Raw genomic sequence first — 23,078 nt, 5'->3', positions numbered from 1 at the left:
AAACAAGACAAAAACCAAAACCAAACGTTAAAACTCAAGGGACCCTTCACGGCAATCCGCAGCCCCGGCCCCGGTCCGTTCAGGGCGTGCCGTGGCCGCCCACGATCCGGCCCGCCTGGATGACGTGCCGGAGGTGTTCCGGCTCGGCGAGCACGCCGATGTCGGCCAGCGGATCGCCGTCGACCACCAGCAGGTCGGCGTGCGCGCCGGGGGCGAGCGTGCCGGCTTCCCCCGTCATGCCGACCAGTTCGGCGGCGACCGAGGTGGCGGACCGGATCACCTCGAGCGGCGGCTGCACTTCGGCGCGCAACCGGAACTCGTGGTTCTGGTGGCGGTGCATCCCGCCGAGCAGGTCGGTGCCGAAGACCAGTTTCACGCCGCCGCGAGCGGCCCGGTCCAGCGCGGCCAGGCCCGCGCCGAGCACCTCGTCCACCTTGCGCCAGCTCGATTCCGGCAACCCGTACTCCCGGCCCTCCTGTTTGAGGGCCCAGTAGGTCACCAGCGTCGGCACCAGGAACGCGTCGTGTTCCCGGAACAGCTCCACGCTGCGGTCGTCGAGCAGGTTGCCGTGCTCGATGGAGCGGATGCCCAGCTCCAGCGCCCGGTTCACCGCCCGTGCGGTGTAGGCGTGCGCCGCCACGTAGCGGTTGGCCGCCCCGGCCTCCTCGACCACGGCCCTGAGTTCCTCCTCGGAGTACTGGGTCGAGTCGATCCGGTCGGTGGGCGAGGCGACTCCGCCGGAGGCCATCACCTTGATGTGGTGCGCCCCCTTGCGCAGTTCGTCCCGCGCCGCCGCCCGCACGGCGTCCACACCGTCGGCGATCCGGCCCAGCCCCGCGCAGCAGGGATGGTCGTCGTGCCGGTGCGTGCCGCGTCCCCGGGTGTCGCCGTGGCCGCCGGTCTGGCTCAGCGCCCGCCCGCAGAACAGCAGGCGGGGTCCGGGGAACAGCCCCTCCGCCTGCGCGTCGGCCAGCCCGTAGTCGGCGCCGGAGGCGTCACGGACCGTGGTGAAACCGCGCGCCAGCATGCCGCGCATGATCCTGGCGCTGTGGGCGGCCACATAGGACGGTGAGGATTCCGGCAGCGAACCCAGGTTCGCGGTGAACGCGGTGACGTGCACGTGGGCGTCGATGAGCCCCGGAAGCACCACCGCCCCACCGGCGTCCACGGTGCGCACGCCGGGCGCGCGCAGTCCCGGCCCGGTCTCGACGATGCGGCCGTCGGCGCACCGCAAGTCGCCTTCGCGGTATTCCCCGGTGCCGGGATCGAGGAGCAGGGCGTTGCGCACCAGCAGCGAGTCGTTCACAACTCACCCGCTTCCCTCAGGACCGCGCGCAGCGCGGGGACGGCGAGCGGAGCCGCTTGCACCGCCGCCGCGACCGATTCCCCGTCGTAGCTGCCCTCGGCGTCGAGGATGGCCAGCGCGCCCAGCGTGCGGCCCTCTTCGACCACGGGCACGTTGATGACCGCGCCGCAGCCGAGTCCGGAAATCAGCCGGTGATCGGCGAACACCTCGCGCACCGCCGCGCGGTCCGCTCCCAGGTAGGGCCGCTGCCCTTCGATGCACCGGGCCAGCCAGCCCTCGGCGACCTCGACACTCTTTTCCCCGCCCACCGGGTATTCCCCGGGGTGGCTGCTGTACACCCGGCGCAGGACCCGTCGCCGGGGCAGCCACGCCAGCACGGTGAACAACCGCACACCGATCTCCTCGCGCACCCGATCCTCCACTATGGACAGTTCTGTCATTTCGCCAGCTTCTCCGTGACGGTCGCGGCCGCCCCACGCTCGGTCAGCTCCTCCAGTGAACGGCCGGCGGTGGACAGCCCGAACACGACCACGCAGACCACCCCGGCCGCCAGCACCGCGGTGGTGAGGCCGAAGACGCCGCCGAAGCCGAGGCTCGCCGCGAACACGCCGATGATCGTGGGTGCCAGGATGCTGCCGACGCGGCCGAAGGCACTGGACAGTCCGGTGCCGGTGGCGCGGATCCAGGTGGGGAACACCTCGGGCGTGTAGGAGTACACCCCGGCGTAGGTGCCGTTGAGGAAGAACGACAGCACCGCCCCGGCCAGCGTGATGCTCCACGGCAGGCTCATCTGGCTCAGCCAGAACGCGCTGACCGCCGAACCGGCCAGGTAGAGCGCGATGGTGTGCTTGCGGTCCAGCCGCTCGGACAGCCACGCGGCCGAGAAGTACCCCGGAACCTGCGCGAGGTAGATGATGATCGAGAACTCGAAGCTCTTGGTCACCGTGATCCCGCGTTCGATCAGCAGGGTTGGGATCCACGAGAAGAAGCCGTAGTAGGAAAAGGTGATCACGAACCAGACCGCCCAGATCACCGCGGTCCGCCGCGCCATGGCCGGGCTCCACAGGAACTTCAGTGCGGTCAGCAGGTTGACCTTCGGGGTCTCGGTGAGCGAGGCGACGGCCTGGGACGGGACGGGCGGCAGCTGCGTGCCGGTCGCCTTCTCCACGTCACGCTCCAGTTTCGCGACGACCTCCTCGGCCTCCGCGCGCCTGCCCTGCGCGAGCAGGAAGCGCGGCGACTCCGGGAGCGAGCGGCGCCACCACAGCAGCAGCACGATGGGCGCGGCGGTGATCACCTGCGCCACACGCCAGCCTTCGGGCATCGCCGAGACGACGAACCGGCCGAGGAGCGCGGCCGCGACGAACCCGAACGAGAAGAACCCGGCCAGCGCGCCGACGAACCAGCCGCGCCGCTTCGCGGGCACGAACTCGGACAGGAACGGGGCGATGATGGCACTTTCCGCCCCCGCCCCGGCACCGGCGAGCACCCGTGCCCCGAGGAAGACCTGGTAGTTCGGCGCCATGGCGGCGACCACCGAGAACAGGGCGTAGAAGGCCAGCGCGAACATCATGACCTTCTTGCGGCCGATGCGGTCGCCGAGCAGGCCCGCCGCGATCGCGCCGAACAGGAAGCCGAACGGGGTCGCCGAACCGATCAGCCCGAGTTCGCCGTTGCTCAGCCGCCACACCGCTTTCGCGCTGGGCAGGAGGAACGCGACCACGGCCGAGTCCATGCCGTCGAAGGTGTATCCGAGTCCGCCGATGAGGAGCAGTTTGTAGTGCGGACGGCTCAGCGGGAGCCGGTCCAGTCGTGCCAGCAGCGTCATGACAACGCCTTCCCTGGAGGTCGGAGCGACAAGAGTTCCGACAACGTATGCTGCAAGTAGAGCTATTTGCAATATCGTTTGCATACTCGTAACAGAGCTCCCCGGCCCGGGAAGCGGCCTCGTCCAGGGCTGTGGTGTGCTCGTGACGGGAGGCTTCAGTGAACGAGAAGGAAAACCACGACGGTCTCGAGGAGTGGCTGCGGGACCGGCTGCCCCCGCGGGGACTGCGGCCGAAGGCGGCAGCCGTGCTCGAAGTGCTGGTGTCCCAGCCGCGCCGTGCCTCGTTCGGATCGACCGGGGAGCTCGCCCAGCTCGCCGGGGTCAACGTCGCCACCGTGACCAGGACCGCCCAGGCACTGGGTTTCGCGGGCTGGCCCGCACTCCAGCAGGAGCTCCGGGCGCGCTACCTGTCGTCGCTCAGTGCCCCCCAGGTGGCCGAGGAGCACCACGGGCCGGACTCGCCCGCCTCCGCTTCGCTGCGCCGCGACCTCGACAGTCTCGCCCTGCTGCACCGGCGCTTCGACGAGGACGAGATCCGTTGCGTCGCCGAGGGAATCGCCGGGGCCCGCCGCACCGTGGTGATCGCCGACGGCAGTTACTCGGCCGTCGGCATCGCCTTCGCGCACAACGCGCGGCTGGCGGGCTACGACGTGCACGCGGTGACGAACGGGGACGCCGAGCTCGCCAACATCATGGCGAAGCTCGGCCCGGACGACGTCCTCGTGGCGATCAGCTTCTGGCGCCTGTACGAAAGCACGGTGCTCGCCGCGAACGAAGCGCGCGACCGCGGCGCCCGCGTGTTCGTCCTCACCGACGCCGCCAGCCCCGCACTGGCCGGTGCGGCGGAACGGGTGCTGATGATCCCGGCCGAAGGCGTGACGTTCTTCCCTTCCCTCACCGCGGGCATGGCGCTGGTGCAGGCGGTCGTCGCGCAACTGGCCGCCGTCGATCCGGTTCGCACCACCGAATCGATCGAAGCGGCGGAGGCCATGTGGTCCCGGTTCGACCTCCTGCACCGGCGCCCCGGCCCCCGGCCGGTCTCCAAGGACGACTCGGCGTAGGGCTACCCCGGCAGCAGGGAGCGCAGGAAGAACGCCAGGTTCGCCGGGCGTTCGGCCAGCCGCCGCATGAAATAGCCGTACCACTGGTCGCCGTAGGGCACGTACACCCGCATCCGGTGCGTCCGGGCGAGGCGGCGCTGCTCGGGTTCGCGGACGCCGTAGAGCATCTGGAACTCGAAGTCCGCGCGGTTCCGGCCGAGTTCGGCCGCGACCGCGATCATCCGGGGATCGTGCGTGGCGACCATCGGGTACCCGGCGCCCTCCATCAGGATCCGCAGGCAGCGCACGTAGGAGCGGTCCACTTCGGACTTCTCCGGATAGGCCACCGAAGCGGGTTCGGCATAGGCGCCCTTGCACAGCCGGACACGCGAACCGGGGCCCGCCAGCTCGCGGCAGTCCTGTTCGGTGCGCCTGAGGTAGGCCTGCAGCACCGCGCCGGTCCACGGGAAGTCCTCCCGCAGCGCCCGCAGCGCACCCAGGGTGGCGTCGGTCGTCGTGTGGTCCTCCATGTCCAGCGTGACGGTGGTTCCCGCCGAAGCGGCCGCGGCGCAGATGCGCCGGGCGTTGTCCAGCGCGATCCGGTCGCCGCCGGGCAGCCGCTGCCCGACGGCGGACAGCTTCACCGACGCCTCGGCGTGGCCGGCCAGCCCGTGGTCGGCCAGGCGCCGCAGGAGTTCGACGTAGGCCCGCACGGTGAGTTCGGCCGTCGCGACGTCCGTGACGTCTTCGCCGAGGTGGTCCAGCGTCACGAAACGGCCGTCCGCCGCCAGCGCGGCGGTGACCCGAAGGGCCTGGTCCACGGCATCCCCCGCGACGAACCGTTCGACCAGCGGCCGGGTCAGCGGGGTGCGTTCGACGAGCGACCGGCATCCGGCCGAACCGGCCGCGGCCAGCAGGACACTGCGCAGCATGGGGATCCTCCTCCTCGGCCTCAGCCCTGGTGCGGGTACGCGACGGTGGTGGGCGGCACGAAGGTCTCCTTGATGGACCGGGGGCTGACCCAGCGCAGGAGGTTGTGCATCGAGCCCGCCTTGTCGTTGGTGCCGGAGGCGCGGCCGCCGCCGAACGGCTGCTGGCCGACCACCGCTCCCGTCGGCTTGTCGTTGATGTAGAAGTTCCCCGCGGCGAACCGCAGCGCGCCGCTGGCCCGGGCGATCGCCGCGCGGTCGGTGGCGATGACCGAGCCGGTGAGACCGTAGGGTGCCGCGCCCTCCAGTTGCGCCATCACCCGCTCGTAATCCGTGTCGGGGTAGACGTGCACCGCGAGGACGGGCCCGAAGTACTCGGTGGTGAACACCTCGTGCGCGGGGTCGTCGGAGGCGATCACGGTCGGCCGGACGAAGAAGCCGTCGGTGTCGTCCGCGGTGCCCCCGGCGATGATTTCGAGCGCGCTGTCCGTCCGCGCCCGGGACAGGACGCCGGAGAGCCGGTCGAACGCGCGGCGGTCGATCACCGCACCCATGAAGTGGCCGAAGTCGGTCACGTCGCCGACGGTCAGGGCCTCGACCTCGGCCAGGAAGGGGTCCTTCAGTCGCTTCCACAGCGATTCGGGCAGGTAGGCGCGCGACGCCGCCGAGCACTTCTGCCCCTGGTACTCGAACGCGCCGCGGATCAACGCGGTGCGCAGCACGTCGAGGTCCGCCGACGGGTGCGCCAGTACGAAGTCCTTCCCGCCGGTCTCCCCCACCAGCCGCGGATAGGCGCGGTAGCTCGCGATGTTGGCACCGACCCGGGACCACAGGTGCTGGAAGGTCCGGGTGGAACCGGTGAAGTGGATCCCGGCGAGATCCGGTGCGTTCAGTGCCACCTCGGAGACGGCGACCCCGTCGCCGGGCAGCAGGTTGATCACGCCGGGCGGCAGCCCCGCGGCCTCCAGCAGGCGCAGCGTCAGGTGCGCGGACAGGCTCTGGGTGGGGGAAGGCTTCCACAGCACCACGTTGCCCATCAGCGCCGGTGCCGTCGGCAGGTTGCCCGCGATCGCGGTGAAGTTGAACGGGGTGATCGCGTAGACGAAGCCTTCGAGCGGACGGTGGTCGGTCCGGTTCCACACGCCCGGCGCACTGGCGGGCTGCTCGGCCAGCAGGCGGCGGGCGAAGGACACGTTGAACCGCCAGAAGTCCGCCAGTTCGCAGGCCGCGTCGATCTCGGCCTGGTAGGCGGTCTTGGACTGGCCCAGCATGGTCGCCGCGTTGAGTTTCGCCCGCCAGGGACCGGACAGCAGATCGGCCGCCCGCAGCAGGATCGCCGCCCGGTCGTCGAAGGACAGTGCCCGCCAGGCGGGCGCCGCGGCGCGGGCGGCGGCCAGCGCGGCTTCGGTGTCCTGCCGCGTCGCGTAGGCGAGGGTGCCCAGCACGGCGCGGTGGTTGTGCGGCTGCACCACGTCGACCCGGCGGCCGCCGCCCATGCGCTGCCGCCCGCCGATGGTGGCGGTGAACTCGAACCGTTCCCCGCCGAGTTCGGCGAGCGCGGCTTCGAGCCCGGCCCGCTCGGGACTGCCCAGCGCGTACTGCAGCACCGGTTCGTTGGCCGGGGTCGGCACGGTGGTCACGGCATCCACGACTGCTCCCTTCGCTTCCTGTGGGAGCAACGCTAAAATCGCGGACCCGGCCGGACTTTGTCCGTTCCGCCAAGGTTGCCGTCAGCCCTTTGGCCGAAAGGACAAGAAATGAGCCTGCGACAGGTCCTGATCGCCCTGGGCGATTCGCTGGTCGAGCTGGAGGTCGCCCCGGACGGGCTGGACACCGGCATCCGGGACGTCGTGGTGGTCGAGCCCGAGGACACCCCCGGAGTGCGCCCCGGAGACCTCGCGCTGGTGATCGGCGCGCGGGGCCGCGCCGCGCTGCCCCTGATCAAGGCCGCGGGACGGCACCGCGCGGCCGGTGTCGCGGTGAAGGTCGAATCCCCCTCCGCGCTGCCCCTGCTGCGCGCCGCGGCGACCGACGCCGGTGTCGCGCTGCTCGCCGTGGCGGCCGAAGCGCGCTGGGAGCAGTTGGCGGCACTCGTGCGGGAGGTGCTGGACACCCTGCGCGGCGGGACGGACGACGACGCCGCCGAGCCCGTCGGCGATCTGTTCGCCCTGGCCCAGACGATCGCGGCGCTGACCGGGGGCAGCGTCAGCATCGAGGACACCGCGAGCCGCGTGCTGGCGTACTCGCGTTCCGCCGACGAAGTGGACGAGTTGCGCAGGCTGTCGATCCTCGGCAGGAAGGGACCGGAACAGTACCTGGCCATGCTGCACGAGTGGGGGGTCTACGAAAGGCTGCGCACCACCGGGGAGGTGGTGCGCGTCGAGGAGCGGGCGGACCTGGGCATCCGGCGCCGCCTGGCGGTCGGGGTGCACGCCGGCGGGCGGCCACTGGGCGCGATCTGGGTGCAGGAGGGGGCGGCCCCGCTGGCGGAGCGCGCCGAACGGGCGCTGGCGGGCGCCGCGCGGGTGGTCGCGCTGCACCTGGTGCAGCGGCGCAGCCCGGCCGGGACCAGCGCCCGGTTGCGGGAGAACCTGCTGGCGGCGCTGCTCGACGGCCGCAGCGATGCGGCCTCGGTGGCCCGGCAGATCGGCGCGGATCCCGGGAAACCGGTCGCGGTCGTGGCCTTCGCCGTGCGCGACGGCGATCCGGTCGACCGGACGGAATGGGAGCTGCGGCGCTCGGCACTGGCGGCGGTGATCTCCGTGCACGCCGCGGCTTACCGCCGCAGTGCCCTGGTCAGCCAGCTCGGCGACCGCAGCTACGCGCTCCTGCCGGATCTGGCCCCGCAGGCGGGCCGCGCCCTGCTCGGCCTGACCCAGGAGATCGTGGGCGCCGCCGCACGGCATCCGGGGATGCGGGTGCGGGCGGCCATCGGCGCCACGGTGTCCACAATGGACGAAGTGGGCGCGTCCCGCCGCGAGGCGGACCGGGTGCTCGACGCGATGGGCCGCGATGTGGACCTCGACGTCGCGACGCTCGCCGACGTACGGTCACAGGTCCTCGTCAGCGAAACGCTCGCCGTCCTCGCGGAACAGCCCTACCTGCGGGATCCACGGCTGACGGCGCTGCGGGACCACGACGCCCGGCACGACACCGCGCTGGCCCCTTCCCTGCTGGCCTACTTCGACGCGCTCGGCGACGTCCGTGCGGCCGCCGCGCGGTTGCGGGTGCACCCGAACACCCTGCGCCACCGGGTCCGGCGGGCCGCGGAGGTGGCCGGTCTCGACCTGGACGACCCGTTGCTGCGCCTGTTCGCGTCGCTGCAACTGCGGCTGCCGCCCGATTCGGCTCCCCGCTGACCGGAGCCGACATCACGGGAACTCGCCCAGACGCTCGTCGAGGAGGCTCGCCGCGTCGCGGGCGGGGGCGCACCTGTCGCCCTTGGCGGTGTCCAGGGTGAAGTAGACCTCGATCAGCAGATCGTCGTTCTGGAGTTGGAGTACGCAGCCGGTGCTGCCGGGTTGGATGACCGCGTTGGAGCCGTTCGGCAGCGGAACGAGCGAAGCCCCGGCAGGCAACTGGACCTTGCTCCCCGCGGCGTCGGCGTCCTCGTACTCACGGATCCGGTAGAGGACCGACCGCTCGCCGTCGCCGATCGGGTTCCACTGATAGCTGTGGGCGAAATGGTTTCCGTCCGGGGTGATGGAATTCTCCGTCTCGAACACCGTCCCCGGCAAGACGCCGAGATACCGGGCGGCATCGTCCTTGCCGAAAAGGTGGTACTCGATTCTCACGCTGTGCCAGACGAAGACGGCGATGGTGGCGATGACCGCGGTGCCCACCACCATCCAGAACCCTTTGACCAGCCTGCGTCGCGCGACCACCCAGCCGCTCGGGCGCCGCTCTCCCGGCCCGGTCAGCTTCTTCGTGGGCGGATTCTTCACGGGCGGCTTGTTGTCTGGCGGGGGAACGGTCTCGGGGCCGGTGTCGCCCGCGAGCATCCGCAGGATCCCCTCGGGGCCGGGCCGGAGCACCGGCTCCGTGGCGAGGCAGGCGCTGACCACCCGGCGCAGAAGCCCGTGGATCCCGGCCAGATCGGGCTCCTGGGAAAGGATCCGGTACACCAGTGTGGCGAACGAGCCTTCACCGTGCGGTGCCCGGCCGGTGGCCGCGAACGTGAGCACGGCGCCGAGGGCGTAGACGTCCGACGCCGGGCCCACCTCCTCCCCCTTGATCCGCTCCGGCGCCAGGTACCCCGGCGTGCCGATCACCATGTTGGTCCTGGTCAGCGCCGTGTTGTCCGCGCTGACCGCGAGCCCGAAGTCGATCACGCGCGGTCCGTCTTCGGCCAGCAGGATGTTGCCGGGCTTCAGATCGCGGTGCGTGAGCCCCGCTTCGTGGATCGTCTTCAGCGCCTCGGCGAGCCCGGCGGCCAGCCGCAGCACCTCGGCCTCGGGCAGCGGCCCGCGGTCCGCGACGGCTTCGGCCAGCGACGGCGCCGGAACGTACACACTGGCCAGCCATGGCGGGTCACCGTCGGGGTCGGCTCCGATGACCGGAACGCTGTGCCTGCCGGAGACCGCCATCCTGGCCGCCACCTCCCGGCGGAACCGCACGAGGAACTCCGGGTCGTCGACCAGTTCCCGGCGGATGACCTTCAGGGCGACCTGCCTGCCGTCGGTGGCGGTGCCCAGGTACACCTGCCCCATACCGCCCGCCCCGAGCCGGCCTTCCAGCCGGTAACCGCTGATCCGAACCGGATCCCCGGCCCCCAAGGGTTCCATCGTGCACTCCCCGTCCGTGCCGGCGCCGCCATGACCACTTCGGTGGGCCATCGAGGCACAATCCCGCCATCGCGGCACTTTAAGGCGGGTAGCATCCGATGGCCAGCGCCTGGCCTGTTCCGGCAACGCCACTCCTTGCGAAGGATGTCGATGACCTATCCGCCTCCGCCGGGGCATTACCCCGGCATGCCGCAGTACGCGGGTGGAGTGAACCAGACGATCCAGCCGCGCCCCAGCGCGGGCACCGCGATCGCCGCCGGGGCGCTCGCCGCGATGGGCTCCGCCCTCGCCCTCACCTTCGTGATCGACACCTTCGGCCTGGCGGTCGGTCTGGGCGGCACGAGGTTCACCTGGCTCGGCTGGACGCAGGCGTTCGCCTACCTGATCGAAGTCCTCACGCTCGGCCCCGGCGCGGTGGTGCTGTTCCTGCGCAAGCCACTCGGACGCTGGCTCGTGCTCACCGGCAGCCTGGTGCAGATCGCGCAGGGCATCATCGCCCTGATCATCCTGTGGTCGAGCGGCCTGTCCAGCGCCGCGATGATGAGCGGGAACGCGGGCGGGATCTTCCTCGTGCTGGCCATAGCGATCGCGACCGCGATCCTGGCGGCACTGCCGATCACCGGGCGCTGGCTCGCCTCGCGCAACCAGCTGCCCGCGGTCCCGCTGCCTCTTCTCTACGCACAACAGCCCCCGGCCTACGGGCAGCAGCAACCCGGCTTTCCGCCCCAGCCTCCCGGCTACGGCCAGCAGCCCCCGGGCCTGTCGTGATCGAAGTCGAGATGGTGGGCGGTGTCGTGGTGATCACTCGGTGAGCCACCGAGGCGAAATCGCAACAACAGGGCACACTGGAACGGGTACCATCCGGGAGGCCAGCGCTGGGCCGGTTCCGGCGGCGCCAATCTGTTCGAGGGATGCCGATGACCTTTCCACCTCCGCCGGGGCAGTACCCGCCTCCCGAAGGCTTTCCGCCACCGCCGGGCCAGTATCCCGGCATGCCGCAGTACCCGGGTGGTGTGGACCTCCAGCGGAAGCCCAGCGGAGGTACCGCGATCGCGGCCGGCGTGCTCGCCGCGGCGGGCGCGCTCTTCGGCATCCTCTTCGCGATCCGCAACTTCAGCACGCTCGACATGCTGGCGCACACGAAACTGGCCTGGGTCGGCTGGATGCAGGCGATCGCGTACGTGATCGAGGTGATCACGCTCGGGCCGGGCGCGGTGCTGCTGTTCATGCGCAAGACCCCGGGACGATGGCTCGTCCTCACCGGCAGCGCGGTGCAGATCGCGCAGGGGATCATCGCCCTGGCCGCGGTGTGGTCCAGCGGCATCTACTCGTCCCGCCTCTCCAACGCCGAGATGATGGGCGCCACCGCGGGCGGCCTCTTCGTCGTGCTGATCCCGGCGATCGCGACCGTGATCCTGGCGGCACTGCCGATCACCGGCCGCTGGCTCGCCTGGGGTAACCAGCCCCCGTCGGTCCAGCAGCCGCCCGCCTACGGCCAGCAGCCGCCCGGATTCGGACAGCCCCCGCAATGGTGATGACCGAAGTCGAGGTGGTGGGCGGCGTCGCGGTGGTGCGGCTGGCCCACGGCAAGGTCAACGCGCTGGACACCGAGCTGTGCCGGGCGATCGAGCGGACGATGCGCGAACTGGACGGCCGGGAGGGGGTCCGGTCCGTGGTGGTGACCGGTGCCGGGCGCGCGTTCTCCGCGGGCGTCGACCTCAGGCGCGTCGTGGACGGCGGCGCCGCGTACGTGGCGGAATTCCTGCCCGCGCTCAGCGGCGCCTTCCGAGCCGTGTTCGATCTCGGCAAACCGGTGGTGGCCGCGGTCAACGGGCACGCGATCGCCGGGGGCTGCGTGCTCGCCGCGGCCTGCGACCACCGGATCATGGCCACCGGAACCGGCGTCGTCGGCGTCCCCGAACTGCGGGTCGGAGTGCCGTTCCCCGAAACGGCACTGGAAATCATGCGGTTCACCCTGGGGCCGGTCCGCGCGCGTCAGACGATCTTCGACGGCACCAACCACGATCCCGAAGCCGCACTCGCGCTGGGCCTGGTGGACGAACTGTGCGCACCGGACGCCCTGCTGGACCGGGCGGTGGCCGTGGCCGAGGAGCTGGCCACCGCCTTCCCCGCCGACACCTTCCGCTATACCAAGGCACAGGTCCGTCGTGAGGTGCACGAACGACTCGACGGGCTGACCGAATCCGAACTCGGGGCACTGTGGACCGCCGCGGCGACCGACGGGCGGATCCAGGCCTTCCTGGACCGCACGATCGGTTCGGGAGGTAGCAGGAACCAGGGGTAGCCCCGCCTCGCCGCGCGGGCCACGCGGGAATCACCGGTTCTCCCGCCCGCGCCCCGGCCACTGTGGACAGCTGGCCGCTGATGAAGCGCTTTCTCATACGCCCGTCAACGGGGAATCGGCGCTGTTCGTGTCAAGTGCGTGTCCTCAAGGCCACCTTGAGGACACCCGACACCGGCGTGAGCGCGCCCGTCAACGACAGGGCATCGACGCGTCCGACACCGGTCGTCCTCCGTTCCCCGCACGTTCAACAAACACCCCTGCCTGCGTCATTTGCTCTCCCTAAGTTCCCGGAAGGTTACGAAGAGAGGGAGCCATGGACACCACGCTCGCGGTCCGGGCGCGCGGGATCACCCGGTGGTTCGGCGAGGTCATCGCGCTCGACGGCGTCGATCTGGATGTGGCGCAGGGGCAGATCCACGGGCTGGTCGGCCCGAACGGCGCCGGGAAGACGACGCTCCTCGGCCTGCTGCTGGGCCTGTCCGTCGCCGACGAGGGCCGTCTCGAGATCCTGGGCACGCCGGTCGGACGGGCGCTGGCCGCCCCCGACGGGGTGGCCGGTTTCGTGGACGGGCCCGGTCTGTACCCCTCGCTCACGGCCAGGCAGAACCTCGCCGCCCTGACCGCCCTCCGCGGCCGTGACGCGCGGACGGCGGGGGTCGGCGACGTGCTCGACCAGGTCGGGCTCACCGACGTCGCGGACGACCGCGTCCGGGGTTTCTCCCTCGGCATGCGCCAGCGGCTCGGGCTCGCCGCCGCCCTGCTCACCAGGCCACGGCTGCTGGTACTCGACGAGCCTTCCAACGGCCTCGACCCCGCGGGCAAAAGGCACGTCCACGGTGTACTCACCCGGCTCGCGGCGGACGGGACCACCGTGGTGCTCTCCAGCCACCGGATGGACGACCTGGAGGCACTGTGCTCCGAGGTCACGATCCTCGCGACCGGACGGGTCGTCTTCTCCGGTCCCCTGAACAAGCTGTCCGCCGAGAACGGTGAACTCGACTATCGCCTGGTGACCTCGGATCCGGAAGCCACCCGCAGGCTCGCCGAGGACACGCCAGGGGTCCGTGTCGTCGAGGACGTCACGGCGCGGCGGGGTGACGAGGTGCTCGTGGTGCGCCTGCTCGTCCCCGCCCTCGACGAACTCGTGGTGCGGCTCGTGCGCGAAGGCATCGCGGTGCGCGAGCTCGCCCCCGTGGTGTCCCCGCTCGAAGCCGCGTTCCTCGCCCTCACCGAGCAGCAGGAGTCCGACCGATGACCGCGACCACCACCGGCACCCCGCCGGTCGCCGCCCGCCCCGTCACGGTGGCGCGCGCCTACCGCTTCGAGCTGGTCAAGCTGCTCGCGCAATGGCGCGTGCGCCTGCTGGTCCTCGCCTGCTGGATCGCACCGGCGCTTTTCGTCGCCGTGGTGAGCAAGCAGAGTTCGCTTCCCGTCGACACCCTTTTCGGCCGCTGGATGAACGCCACGGGCTGGGCCGGCTCGCTGGTGATGCTCGGTTTCGCGGGCACCTGGGCGCTTCCGCTGCTGACCTCGGTGGTCGCCGGTGACGTGTTCGCCGCCGAGGACCGGCTCGGCACCTGGCGCCACCTGCTGGTGGCGATCCGCTCGCCCCGGCGGTTGTTCGCGGCGAAGGCGCTGGCCAGCCTCACCGTCATCCTGCTGCTCGTGGCCGGGCTTGCCCTCTCCAGCGCGGCGGGCGGGGTCGTGGCGGTCGGCAGCCGGCCACTCGCCGGCCTCGACGGGCATCTGCTGGCGCCAGGGGACGCCGCCGGGAAGGTCCTGCTCGCCTGGGTCTGCGTGCTCGCCCCGACGCTCGCGCTGGCCGCGATCGGGCTGCTCGGTTCCGTCGCGTTAGGACGGTCCCCGATGGGACTGCTGCTGCCCGTCGTCGTCGCGCTCGCGATGGAAGCGGCCCAGATGCTGCCGCTGCCGGTCGGCGTCCGCCTCGCGCTGCCCAGCTACGCGTTCATCGCGTGGAACGGCTTGTTCACCAGTCCGGTCCAGCTCGGCCCGCTGCTGATCTCCCTCGCGGTGAGCCTGGTGTGGGCACTGACCGCGACCGCGCTGGCCTGGCTGCTTTTCCTGAAGCGCGACTTCACCAACCCGACGCAGGACGGCTCCGGGCGCCGCGCGGTCACCGTGGGGCTGTTGCCACTGGCTGGGCTGCTCGCCCTGACGATCGGGATCATCGGCCCGGCGGCCGGGGTCACCGGTTCCGGGATCGGGCAGGACAAGGTGCAGGACTCGGTCGCCACCGCGTTCGCCCACCTCTACCGCCTGCAGGCCGCCCAGCTCAACCGTCCCGACGTCACCGAGGCGCAACTGGGGGCCACGGCGGCGTGCACCAGGGGCGGCGGCCTGCGCACCCCCGAGGGACCGGGCAACGACTGGCGTTGCGTCGTTTCCTGGCACCTCCCCGGCGTCGAGGCCGTGGGGACGGCCATCTACCAGCTCGACGTCACCGCAGACGGGCGGTTCGTGGCCGACGGCGACGGACCGAAGGAAGTGAACGGCTACTTCCAGGTGCGGACCCCGGCCGGGGACGAACCGAACCCGCTCTGGCAGTTCGACGCCAACGTCGAACTGCTCCCCACCCACCGGAAGGGATAACCCCATGCAGGTAACACGCCGCAGACGGCGTGCCGAGAAGGACCGTCCGGACCTTCCCCGCAGACGCGGCGGCCGCAAGGTACGCCTCGCGACGGCGGGCACGACCACGCTCGCCGTCGTCGCCGCCGGAACCGGCATCGGTCTCGCGCAGACGCACCAGTTCGGCACGTACCAGGTCGGCCAGCTGACCGATCAGGGCCAGGTCATCTCCAGCGACCAGTTCATCGCCCCCTACGGGGACCGCCTCGTCATCAACAACGGCAAGATCATGTCGTCCTCGGTGAGTCCCGACGGGAAGCACCTGGCGGCCTCGCTCGCCGACGGCGGGATGGCGCTGGCCATCGTGGACGTGAAGAACTGGAGTGTGCAGCAGCTCGTCGGCAACAACGCGTCGGCGAACCTGCGCATCAGTGGCAACGACGTGGGCCAGGAAGGCCCCACGTACTCGCCCGACGGTGCGCAGCTGTGGCTGGGGCAGGCCGACGGCTACCGCAAGTTCACCGTGAACCCGGACGGCACGCTCGCCAACCCGGTCTTCGTCGCGATCCCCGCGGACGGCGGCAAGCGTGCCCTGGTGGGCCAGGCGGTGTTCTCACCCGACGGCTCCACCGTGTACTCCGCGGTCAACGGCCAGAACCGCGTGGTCGCCCTCAACGCCGCGACCGGGGTGATCCAGCAGAGCTGGGCCGTGGGCAACGCCCCGCGTGGCCTCGCGCTGGTCGGCGCCAAGCTCTACGTCAGCAACGAGGGCGGCCGTCCGGCGAAACCGGGCGAGCCCACGATCAACTCCTACGGCACGCAGGTCCCGGCCGACCAGTCCACCGCGGCGACCACGACCGGCACGGTCAGCGTCATCGACCTGGCGAACCCGGCCACCGCGCCGGGAAGCATCGACGTCGGCCTGCACCCGACCGCCCTGTACGCCAAGAACGGGGCGCTGTTCGTCACCAACACCGCCACCAACGACGTGTCGGTCATCGACACCCGCCGCGACAAGGTCGTGCAGACCATCGCCACCCAGCCGTGGCCGGAGGCGTCGGTGGGCTACGAGCCCGACGCGGTGACACTCACCGACGACGGGCATCTGCTGGTGACGCTCGGCCGCGCCAACGCGGTCGCCGTCTACCGGTACCGGAGCCCGCTGGAGCCGGTCGGCTACGTCGGTCTGCTGCCGACCGACTACTTCCCCTCGGAGATCACCACCGTCGGCAACGAGGTGGTCGTCTCCAACACCCGCGGTATCGACGCCCGCCGTCCCACCAGCGCCGCCGGGCACGGCACCCACGACACGACGTCGAGCGTGCAGCGGTTCACACTGCCGGACGACGGGGTCATCAGGTCCGAGACGGGCAAGGTCTTCAGCCAGAACGGCTGGCACGGCGGTGCGGTCACGCTGTCCGAAGGCAAGGAACACGCGAGGCCGGTGCCGGTCCCGCTGCGGCTCGGCGAGCCCTCGACGATCAAGCACGTCTTCCTGATCGTCAAGGAAAACCGCACCTACGACCAGGTGCTCGGGGACATCCCGGCAGGCAACGGCGATCCGTCGCTGGCGCAGTTCGGCCAGGCCGTGACGCCGAACCAGCACGCGATGACCCGGCAGTTCGGGCTCTACGACAACACCTACGACATCGGCACGAACTCCGCCGAGGGCCACAACTGGCTGATGCAGGCCGACAACCCGGAATACACCGAGTCCTCGGCCGGTGAGTACGTCCGCAGCTACGACACCGAGGACGACGCCCTCGGCCACCAGCGGACCGGCTTCCTCTGGACGGGTGCGCAGGCGGCGGGCAGGAGCGTGCGGAACTTCGGCGAGTTCCAGCAGTTCCTCACCAAGCCCGCCGGTGCGAGCTGGCAGAACCTGTACTGCGACACGAAGAACATGGAGGCGACCGGGCAGGACACCGCCTACCCCCTGGTCTCGACCTCGCCGATCCCGTCGCTCAACGACGTGTCGGTGAAGGGCTTCCCGAAGTTCGACACCAGTGTCCCGGACATCTACCGGGCCGAGATCTGGAAGCGTGACTTCGAGAAGAACGGGCCCGCCAACCTGAACATGTTCTGGCTCTCCAGCGACCACACCGGTGGCCCGGCGAGCGGGGCGGCCCAGGTCGCGGACAACGACCTCGCGGTCGGCAAGATCGTCGACACGATCTCGCACAGCCGGTACTGGCAGGACTCGGCGATCTTCGTGGTCGAGGACGACTCGCAGGCCGGTCTCGACCACGTCGACGGCCACCGTGCCCCGATCCAGATCATCAGCCCCTGGGCCCGGCACGGCGTCGTCGACAGCCGCTACTACTCGCAGATCACCATGATCCGGACCATCGAGCAGATCCTCGGGATCAAGCCGATGAACCAGAAGGACAGCGCGGCCACCCCGATGCGGTCGGCGTTCACCCAGGCGCCGGACTTAACGCCGTTCACCGCCGTGCCCAACCAGACCTCGCTGACCGCGGGTCTGAAGACCCCGCCCGCCTGCGGTCTGGACACCCCGGCACCGCAGGGCACCGCGACCGGCGCGACGGCCGCGGCAGTCTCTTCGGACACCGTGCCCGCGGACAAGCGGCAGGTGGCGGCGCAGTGGGACGAGTGGAAGACGCACCAGCGCCTGTCCGGGCCGGATGCGGTCCCCGACTACGCCAACCCGGCGCAGATGAACCACTTCACGTGGTACGAGGCGCACGGGTGGACGCAGCCCTACCCCGGTGAGGACCGGATCTTCGCGCCGGACCAGGTGCCCGGTGCCTACCTCCCGTCGTCGGAGTCGGACGGCTGACGCAGCCGATCGGTAGCCGATCGCGGCAGGAGGGCCCCCGTCCGGTGCCGGGCGGGGGCCCTCGTTCTCGTGACATCGCGTTCTGATGAAGATCTCGAGGACGACCCATTCGGATGATGCCGCGCACCCGCTATGATCACGAACCGCGACGACGAGAACGAGAGGATTCCCGTTGCCCGAGTCCAAGCCGACCCGTGTTCCGACTCTTACCACAGTCGGAGCCGGGAAGGCCCTGACCGCAGCCCCACTGCGCGCGTCGGCCGGCCCCGGCCGACGAAACCCGCAGTCGGTGGTGATCATCGCAGCGCTGCGGGTCGCCGGCGGTCACCCCGAAGAGTTCGCCCGAGCACTCGAATAGCAGGGATAGCTACATGGAAACCGAGAGCGAACAGCAGGCTGCGTCCGCGGACGTGCTCAGCAGCGCGGCCCACGCCGCGCGTCTGGCCATGTTGAACACCATGGACGAGCGGATCCGCTACGCCTGTGAGGCCCTGGTCCACCCGTCGACGTCGGATGTGCTGGCGTTCCTGATGACCTACGGCGTGGTGGCCAACCCCAAGCGCGAGCGGTCCTACGTGTCCACCCAGGTCAACAAGTGGCGTGCCGAGCGCGGCTTGGGCGACACCGGCGACCTGCCGCGCATGTCCGCGGAAATGCTGGCGGAACTGGACAAGGGCCGCACCGTCGAAACGGTGGAGGCGGCCGCGGAACCCCAGGCCGAGCCGGCGGGGGCCGCCGACGGACAGGGCACCGCGACCGCCGCGGCTCCCGCCAAGGCCAAGCGGAAGGCGCCGGAGGGTTCGCTCGGCTTCTACGTCGTGGCGTTCATGTCGCTGCTGGTGTCCGTGGACACCTCGTGGCGGTTCTTCGGCATCAAGCTGGGGATCACGAGCGTCGAAGAGCGGGCCGCCATGTTCGCCGTGGTGGAGGTCGCGCTGATCGCGTGCGGGTTCGCCATGCGCGCCGGGATCCGCAGCACCGGCAAGCCCGGTCCGGCCCGCCTGATCCTGTGGGCGCTGTGTGCCGCGTCCGGCTACATGGCCTTCGACCTGGCAGGCCCCGTCTCCGGCCTGGCGCGGGTCGCGCTGGGACCGGTGCTCGGCGTGGTCATGCTGCACCTGGCGCTCGGCATCGAACTCCGGCACACGCGCCAGCGGGTCACCACCTGGGCCAGGGTCAGCCGTGAGCTGAAGGAACGGTTCCTGTCCCGGCTGGGTCTGGGCGACGACGAGCGGGACGCACTGGCCCGCACCCGGGACCGTGCCGCCCGCCGCGCCGCCCACCTGGCCCGCGCTTCGTGGGTCACCCCGTTCCGCAAGACCCGCCTGGCCCGCGCCCTGCGGGCCGCGAACGCGGCGCACGACGAGCGCATGCGGGCCCGCCTGATGGCGGAACTGGCCGCCGTCCAGCACGCCGACGAACTGCGGCGGCTGGATCTGGCCTCCCCGTGGGCCGACCCGTTGACCAAGGCGCTCAAGCACCTGAAGCGCTGACGGACAGCAGACGGGGCCCGGCCGCACGGCCGGGCCCTTTTTTCTTGCCCGGCCTCTCGTCTCAAATCGAGACGGCTCCTCGCGGCTTCGGCTGCTATAAACACGAACGAAATGCCGAAAAAAGGGCTCGTTTCGCCGGAGGGGTCACCATGATCTTCATTACCGCCAAGCTCCGCGTCAAGCCGGAGCACGCCGAGGAATGGCCCGAGATTTCACGGGCGTTCACCGAGGCGACCCGCGCCGAACCGGGTTGCCAGTGGTTCGACTGGTACCGCGGCACCGAGAATCCGGCCGAATACGGTCTGGTCGAGGCATTCCGCGACGACGAGGCGGGCGCGGAACACGTCCGGTCCGCTCATTTCAAGGCCGCTCAGCGCACACTGCCGAGGTTCCTCACCGAGACCCCGCGCATCGTGAACTCGACGCTGGCGCAGGACGACTGGTCGGAACTGGGCGAACTGGCTGTCACCGGCTGATCGGCCCGGTCCGTCCCGTCCAGGACGTCGATCCGCCAGCCGGACCGCGTCAGTTCACGGCAGGCACGCTCCAGGCAGGCCCGATGAGCCTGCGCGACTCGGGTGTCCATCCGCAGCACCGCTCTCCGTTCACGGGATCGTCCGTTGCCGTGAAGGGTCCCTTCACAGTCGTATCGACTGTGAAGGGACCCTTCACGGCTGCCTGCGGCAGGCGCGCCCGTGGAACTCAAGCGCCGGAGGGTGGGACAGGCCCGGCCGTCAGTAGATGTTCGACGGGCGGACCATGCCTTCGGCGAGGTCGCCGACGCCGGGAGCGATGATCGCTCCGGGGTTCACCAGCACCTCCTCGACGATGGCGGTCTCCGTGGTGATCACCAGGGCCGCGATGGACGCCGCGCTCTCCAGGGCCGAGCGGGTCACCTTGAGCGGATCGATGACGCCCGCGGCGAAGAGGTCGCCGTACTCACCGGTGAGCGCGTCGAACCCGCGCCCGTTCTCCATCTCGGCCACCCGGGTCAGCACCTCGTCGCCGTCGTAGCCCGCGTTGGCCGCGATCCAGCGCAACGGTTCACCGAGTGCCAGGCGCACGATCTCGCGCCCCTGCGCGATGTCGGCGTCGTGATCGGCGGAGTCGAGGCGGCGCGCGGCCTGTGCCAGCGCGGCGCCGCCCCCGGCGACAACGCCTTCCTCCAACGCTGCCCGTGCCGCCGCCAGCGAGTCCTCGACGCGCAGCATCCGCTCCTTGAGTTCGACGCTGGTCGCGGCGCCGACACGGACGACGGCGATGCGGCCGGAGAGCCTGGCGATGCGCAGCCGGAGGCTGTCCTGGTCGTGCTCGATCCGGGCGCGCTTGAGCTGCTGTTCCAGCTGCTCGATCCGCGACCGCACGAGCGTCTCGTCGCCGGCGCCGCCGAGGATGGTCGTCGACTCCTCGGTCACCGTGATGTGCTCACAGCGCCCCAGGTCCCGCTCGGTGACCTCGGTCAGCGTGACCCCGGAATCCTCGCTGACCACTCGTCCGCCGAGCGCGGCGGCGAGGTCCTCCAGCTCCGCCACCCGCCGGTGCCCGAAGCCGGGCGCGCGCACCACGACCGAGCGGAAGGTGCCGTGCACGTTACCGCTGACGATCATCTGCAGCGCCGGGCCTTCCACGTTCTCCGCGAGGATCACCAGCGGCCGGTCGAGGCGGCGGGCCGCCTCCACCGTGGGCATCAGCTCCTGTACCTGGCTGATCTTCTTGTTGGTCAGCAGGATGACCGGCGCCTCGAAACTCGCCTCCATCCGCTCCTTGTCGGTAACCATGTAGGGCGAGACGTAGCCGTGGTCGAACTCGATTCCGTCCACCAGTTCGACCTTCAGTCCGGATTCGCCGGACTCCTCCACTTCGACGACGCCTTCCCGGCCGACCGCGGCCAGCGCCTGGGCGATCGCCCGGCCGATCCGTTCGTCGTCGTTCGCCGCCAGCGTCGCGATCCGCTCCAGTTCGGCCTCACCGGTGACCTGGGAAGCCGATTTACGCAGGGATTCGACCACCAGTTCGACGGTTTCCTCGATACCGCGGCGCACCCGCATCGGATTGGCGCCCTCGCCGAGCGCGGCCAGCCCCTCCCGCACCATGGCTTGCGCGAGCACGGTCGCGGTGGTGGTGCCGTCGCCGACCGCGCCGTTGGTCTTCATCGCGACTTCCTTGACCAGCTGGGCGCCCATGTTGGCGAACGGCTCCCCCAGCTGGATCTCCCGCGCGATGGTCACGCCGTCGTTGGTGATGGTCGGCGGTCCGGTCAGCTTCTCCAGCACCGCGTTGCGGCCCTTGGGCCCGAGGGTGACCTTCACCGCGTCGGCCAGGGTGTTGACGCCGAATTCGAGCCGGCGCCGCGCATCGTCGCTGAACCGCAGCTGTTTCGCCATGATGACCTGCTTCCTTTCCGTGCGACTGGTGTCGAGGTGGGGCGAACCGGAATCAGGGGATGAGAATCGCGCGGCCGCGGACCTTGCCCGCGGCCAGATCGTCGATCGCCCGCTGGAACTCGTCGAGGCGGTACCGGGCGGTATGCAGCTTCACCCGGCCCTGCGCGGCGAGCGCCATCAGGTCCTGCAGATCCGTGTACGAGCCGACCAGGTTGCCGATGAAGTTGATTTCGGCCGAGATGATGTCGATGGTCGGGACGTTGATGTTCTCGCCGTATCCGACGACGTAGTAGTTGCCCGCGCGCCGCAGCATCCGGACGCCTTCGGAGGTCGACCCGCCTTCGCCGACGAAGTCGAGGACCGCCTCGGCACCGTGGCCACCGGTCAGGTCGAGGACCGCGTCGACGTGGGATCCGTCGGCGACGACGGTGACGTCGGCACCGACCTGCCGGGCCAGTGCGAGCGCCGCGGGGTTGCGGTCCACCACGACGAGCGTCGCCGCGCTCATCGCCTTCATGCACTGGATGCCGATATGGCCGAGGCCGCCCGCGCCGACGATCACGCAGACTTCGCCGGGCCGCAGCACCCGTGCCGCCTTCGCGGCGGCGTGCTGGGCGGTCAGCCCGGCATCGGCGAGCGCGGCGACGTCCGCGGGCTCCAGGTTGTCGTCGAGCTTGACGCAGGAACGGGCCGAGGTGAGCACGTATTCGGCGTAACCGCCGTGGGTGTCGATTCCGGGGAAGCGCGAGTTCTCGCAGTGCACGTCGTCGCCGAGGCGGCAGGCCCGGCACAGGCCGCAGGTCATCAGCGGGTGGAGGATCACCTTGTCCCCCACGGCGACGTTCGTCACCGCATCGCCGACCGCGTGCACCCAGCCCGCGTTTTCGTGGCCGATCGTGTAAGGCAGGGTGACGCCGGACTTTTCCGCCCACTGTCCTTCGAGGATGTGGAGGTCGGTCCGGCACACACCGGCGGCACCGACCCTGACCACCACGTCCAGCGGACCGGAGATCTTGGGCTCCTCGACGTCGCGCAGTTCGAGGTTCCGGTGGTACCCGGTGACCTGTGCGGCTTTCATGACTGGCTCCTGGTGTTGGTGACGACCGGGGCGAAGCCGGTGGCGCCGGCTTCGGGATCGGCAGGCTCGGCAGGATCGGCAGGATCGGCACAGCCGTAGCGGGTGGCGAGCAGGCCCCGGCAGAAATGGGCGTTGCCTTCGAGGGAGACGCGGGTGGCCGCGGCCAGCCGCAGCCGGAGCGCCACGTCCGACCGCGGGATCGGGTTGCCCTCGTGGTCGACCAGCACGCGGGCGTGCGGATGGCTGGGCAGCCCGATGGCCTCGCGCCGCCGCAGCAGGGCGGACTTGAGCGGGCCTTCCGGCAGATCCAACAGTTCGAGGAGCGCCAGCTCCTCGAGCGTCCAGGCACCACTCGCGAGGACGGACCGGCAGCACCGTTCCATCGCGGCGAGGTGCGCCTTGCGCTGGAAGGTGCGGCGCAGTTCGCCGAGACCGCTTTCCGCCTCGGCGCCGAAGGTCCCGACGTAACCGAGCCCGGCGGCGATGCCGTCGTTGATCTTGCCGGAATCGTGGTGATCGTCCAGCAGCACCCGGACCCGCCC

The 23,078-nt window shown here is 70.8% G+C and carries 19 protein-coding genes; 10 read left to right on the top strand and 9 right to left on the bottom strand.

From position 1 onward, the window contains the following. Nucleotides 1-79: 79 nt before the first annotated feature. Genes FNH05_RS08525 through FNH05_RS08515 form a run of 3 tightly spaced genes read right to left on the bottom strand, consistent with a single transcriptional unit; the run spans nucleotide 80 to nucleotide 3,134 of the window. On the bottom strand, nucleotides 80-1,306 hold the full coding sequence (locus tag FNH05_RS08525; protein ID WP_144586786.1) for a metal-dependent hydrolase family protein: 1,227 nt from the start codon (nucleotides 1,304-1,306) through the stop codon (nucleotides 80-82). Continuing rightward, nucleotides 1,303-1,746 (bottom strand): GAF domain-containing protein, encoded by a 444-nt coding sequence (locus FNH05_RS08520; RefSeq protein WP_144586785.1) that lies wholly within the window; start codon nucleotides 1,744-1,746, stop codon nucleotides 1,303-1,305. Before FNH05_RS08520 ends, FNH05_RS08525 begins: the two co-directional genes overlap by 4 nt. Further along, entirely contained in the window at nucleotides 1,743-3,134 is a 1,392-nt protein-coding gene (locus tag FNH05_RS08515) for an MFS transporter (RefSeq protein WP_144586784.1), read from the bottom strand. The genes FNH05_RS08520 and FNH05_RS08515 overlap by 4 nt, the downstream gene beginning before the upstream one ends. 158 nt (nucleotides 3,135-3,292) lie before the next feature. Between FNH05_RS08515 and FNH05_RS08510 the strand changes: the two genes are divergently transcribed. Further along, nucleotides 3,293-4,195 (top strand): MurR/RpiR family transcriptional regulator, encoded by a 903-nt coding sequence (locus FNH05_RS08510; RefSeq protein ID WP_144586783.1) that lies wholly within the window; start codon nucleotides 3,293-3,295, stop codon nucleotides 4,193-4,195. A gap of 2 nt (nucleotides 4,196-4,197) precedes the next feature. On the opposite strand, the gene FNH05_RS08505 is transcribed toward FNH05_RS08510, so the two are convergent. Beyond that, entirely contained in the window at nucleotides 4,198-5,106 is a 909-nt protein-coding gene (locus tag FNH05_RS08505) for a proline dehydrogenase family protein (RefSeq protein WP_144586782.1), read from the bottom strand. Between the two features lie 20 nt (nucleotides 5,107-5,126). Next, nucleotides 5,127-6,752 carry an L-glutamate gamma-semialdehyde dehydrogenase gene (pruA, locus tag FNH05_RS08500; protein ID WP_144586781.1) on the bottom strand — a complete coding sequence of 542 codons (1,626 nt, stop codon included), beginning with the start codon at nucleotides 6,750-6,752 and terminating at the stop codon, nucleotides 5,127-5,129. Between the two features lie 108 nt (nucleotides 6,753-6,860). Here pruA and FNH05_RS08495 point away from each other — a divergent pair, with 108 nt between their 5' ends. Then, entirely contained in the window at nucleotides 6,861-8,462 is a 1,602-nt protein-coding gene (locus FNH05_RS08495; RefSeq protein ID WP_144586780.1) for a PucR family transcriptional regulator, read from the top strand. Between the two features lie 12 nt (nucleotides 8,463-8,474). On the opposite strand, the gene FNH05_RS08490 is transcribed toward FNH05_RS08495, so the two are convergent. After that, a complete protein-coding gene (locus FNH05_RS08490) occupies nucleotides 8,475-9,887 on the bottom strand; it encodes a serine/threonine-protein kinase (protein WP_186382447.1) in 1,413 nt (470 codons plus the stop codon). 150 nt (nucleotides 9,888-10,037) lie between these two features. Here FNH05_RS08490 and FNH05_RS38800 point away from each other — a divergent pair, with 150 nt between their 5' ends. From FNH05_RS38800 to FNH05_RS08450, 8 genes are all read left to right on the top strand, one after another. Further along, nucleotides 10,038-10,655 (top strand): hypothetical protein, encoded by a 618-nt coding sequence (locus FNH05_RS38800; RefSeq protein WP_222426551.1) that lies wholly within the window; start codon nucleotides 10,038-10,040, stop codon nucleotides 10,653-10,655. A gap of 224 nt (nucleotides 10,656-10,879) precedes the next feature. Next, a complete protein-coding gene (locus FNH05_RS08480; protein ID WP_246127607.1) occupies nucleotides 10,880-11,422 on the top strand; it encodes a hypothetical protein in 543 nt (180 codons plus the stop codon). Beyond that, nucleotides 11,422-12,192 (top strand): enoyl-CoA hydratase/isomerase family protein, encoded by a 771-nt coding sequence (locus FNH05_RS08475; RefSeq protein ID WP_144586777.1) that lies wholly within the window; start codon nucleotides 11,422-11,424, stop codon nucleotides 12,190-12,192. Before FNH05_RS08480 ends, FNH05_RS08475 begins: the two co-directional genes overlap by 1 nt. A gap of 313 nt (nucleotides 12,193-12,505) precedes the next feature. Beyond that, nucleotides 12,506-13,447 (top strand): ABC transporter ATP-binding protein, encoded by a 942-nt coding sequence (locus FNH05_RS08470; protein ID WP_144586776.1) that lies wholly within the window; start codon nucleotides 12,506-12,508, stop codon nucleotides 13,445-13,447. Next, nucleotides 13,444-14,802 carry an ABC transporter permease gene (locus tag FNH05_RS08465; RefSeq protein WP_144586775.1) on the top strand — a complete coding sequence of 453 codons (1,359 nt, stop codon included), beginning with the start codon at nucleotides 13,444-13,446 and terminating at the stop codon, nucleotides 14,800-14,802. Before FNH05_RS08470 ends, FNH05_RS08465 begins: the two co-directional genes overlap by 4 nt. Nucleotides 14,803-14,806: 4 nt before the next feature. After that, a complete protein-coding gene (locus FNH05_RS08460; protein WP_144586774.1) occupies nucleotides 14,807-17,581 on the top strand; it encodes an alkaline phosphatase family protein in 2,775 nt (924 codons plus the stop codon). A gap of 371 nt (nucleotides 17,582-17,952) precedes the next feature. Continuing rightward, nucleotides 17,953-19,074, top strand: a complete 1,122-nt coding sequence (locus FNH05_RS08455; protein ID WP_144586773.1) for a hypothetical protein — start codon at nucleotides 17,953-17,955, stop codon at nucleotides 19,072-19,074. Nucleotides 19,075-19,223: 149 nt separating this feature from the next. Further along, entirely contained in the window at nucleotides 19,224-19,550 is a 327-nt protein-coding gene (locus FNH05_RS08450; RefSeq protein WP_144586772.1) for a putative quinol monooxygenase, read from the top strand. Between the two features lie 258 nt (nucleotides 19,551-19,808). Here the strand turns inward: FNH05_RS08450 and groL are convergent, their stop codons facing one another. From groL to FNH05_RS08435, 3 genes are all read right to left on the bottom strand, one after another. Further along, entirely contained in the window at nucleotides 19,809-21,458 is a 1,650-nt protein-coding gene (groL, locus tag FNH05_RS08445; protein ID WP_144586771.1) for a chaperonin GroEL, read from the bottom strand. Nucleotides 21,459-21,510: 52 nt separating this feature from the next. Then, complete coding sequence (locus tag FNH05_RS08440) at nucleotides 21,511-22,536, bottom strand: NAD(P)-dependent alcohol dehydrogenase (protein WP_144586770.1); 1,026 nt, start codon at nucleotides 22,534-22,536, stop codon at nucleotides 21,511-21,513. Continuing rightward, nucleotides 22,533-23,078: metal-sulfur cluster biosynthetic enzyme (locus FNH05_RS08435; protein WP_144586769.1), on the bottom strand; the 546-nt coding region annotated here is incomplete at its 5' end. The genes FNH05_RS08435 and FNH05_RS08440, both read right to left, overlap by 4 nt.

This window comes from Amycolatopsis rhizosphaerae, assembly GCF_007713715.1.
Lineage (GTDB): Bacteria > Actinomycetota > Actinomycetes > Mycobacteriales > Pseudonocardiaceae > Amycolatopsis_E > Amycolatopsis_E rhizosphaerae.
Note: the sequence above shows the minus strand (reverse complement) of the source record. Positions and strands in the feature narration are given on the sequence as shown.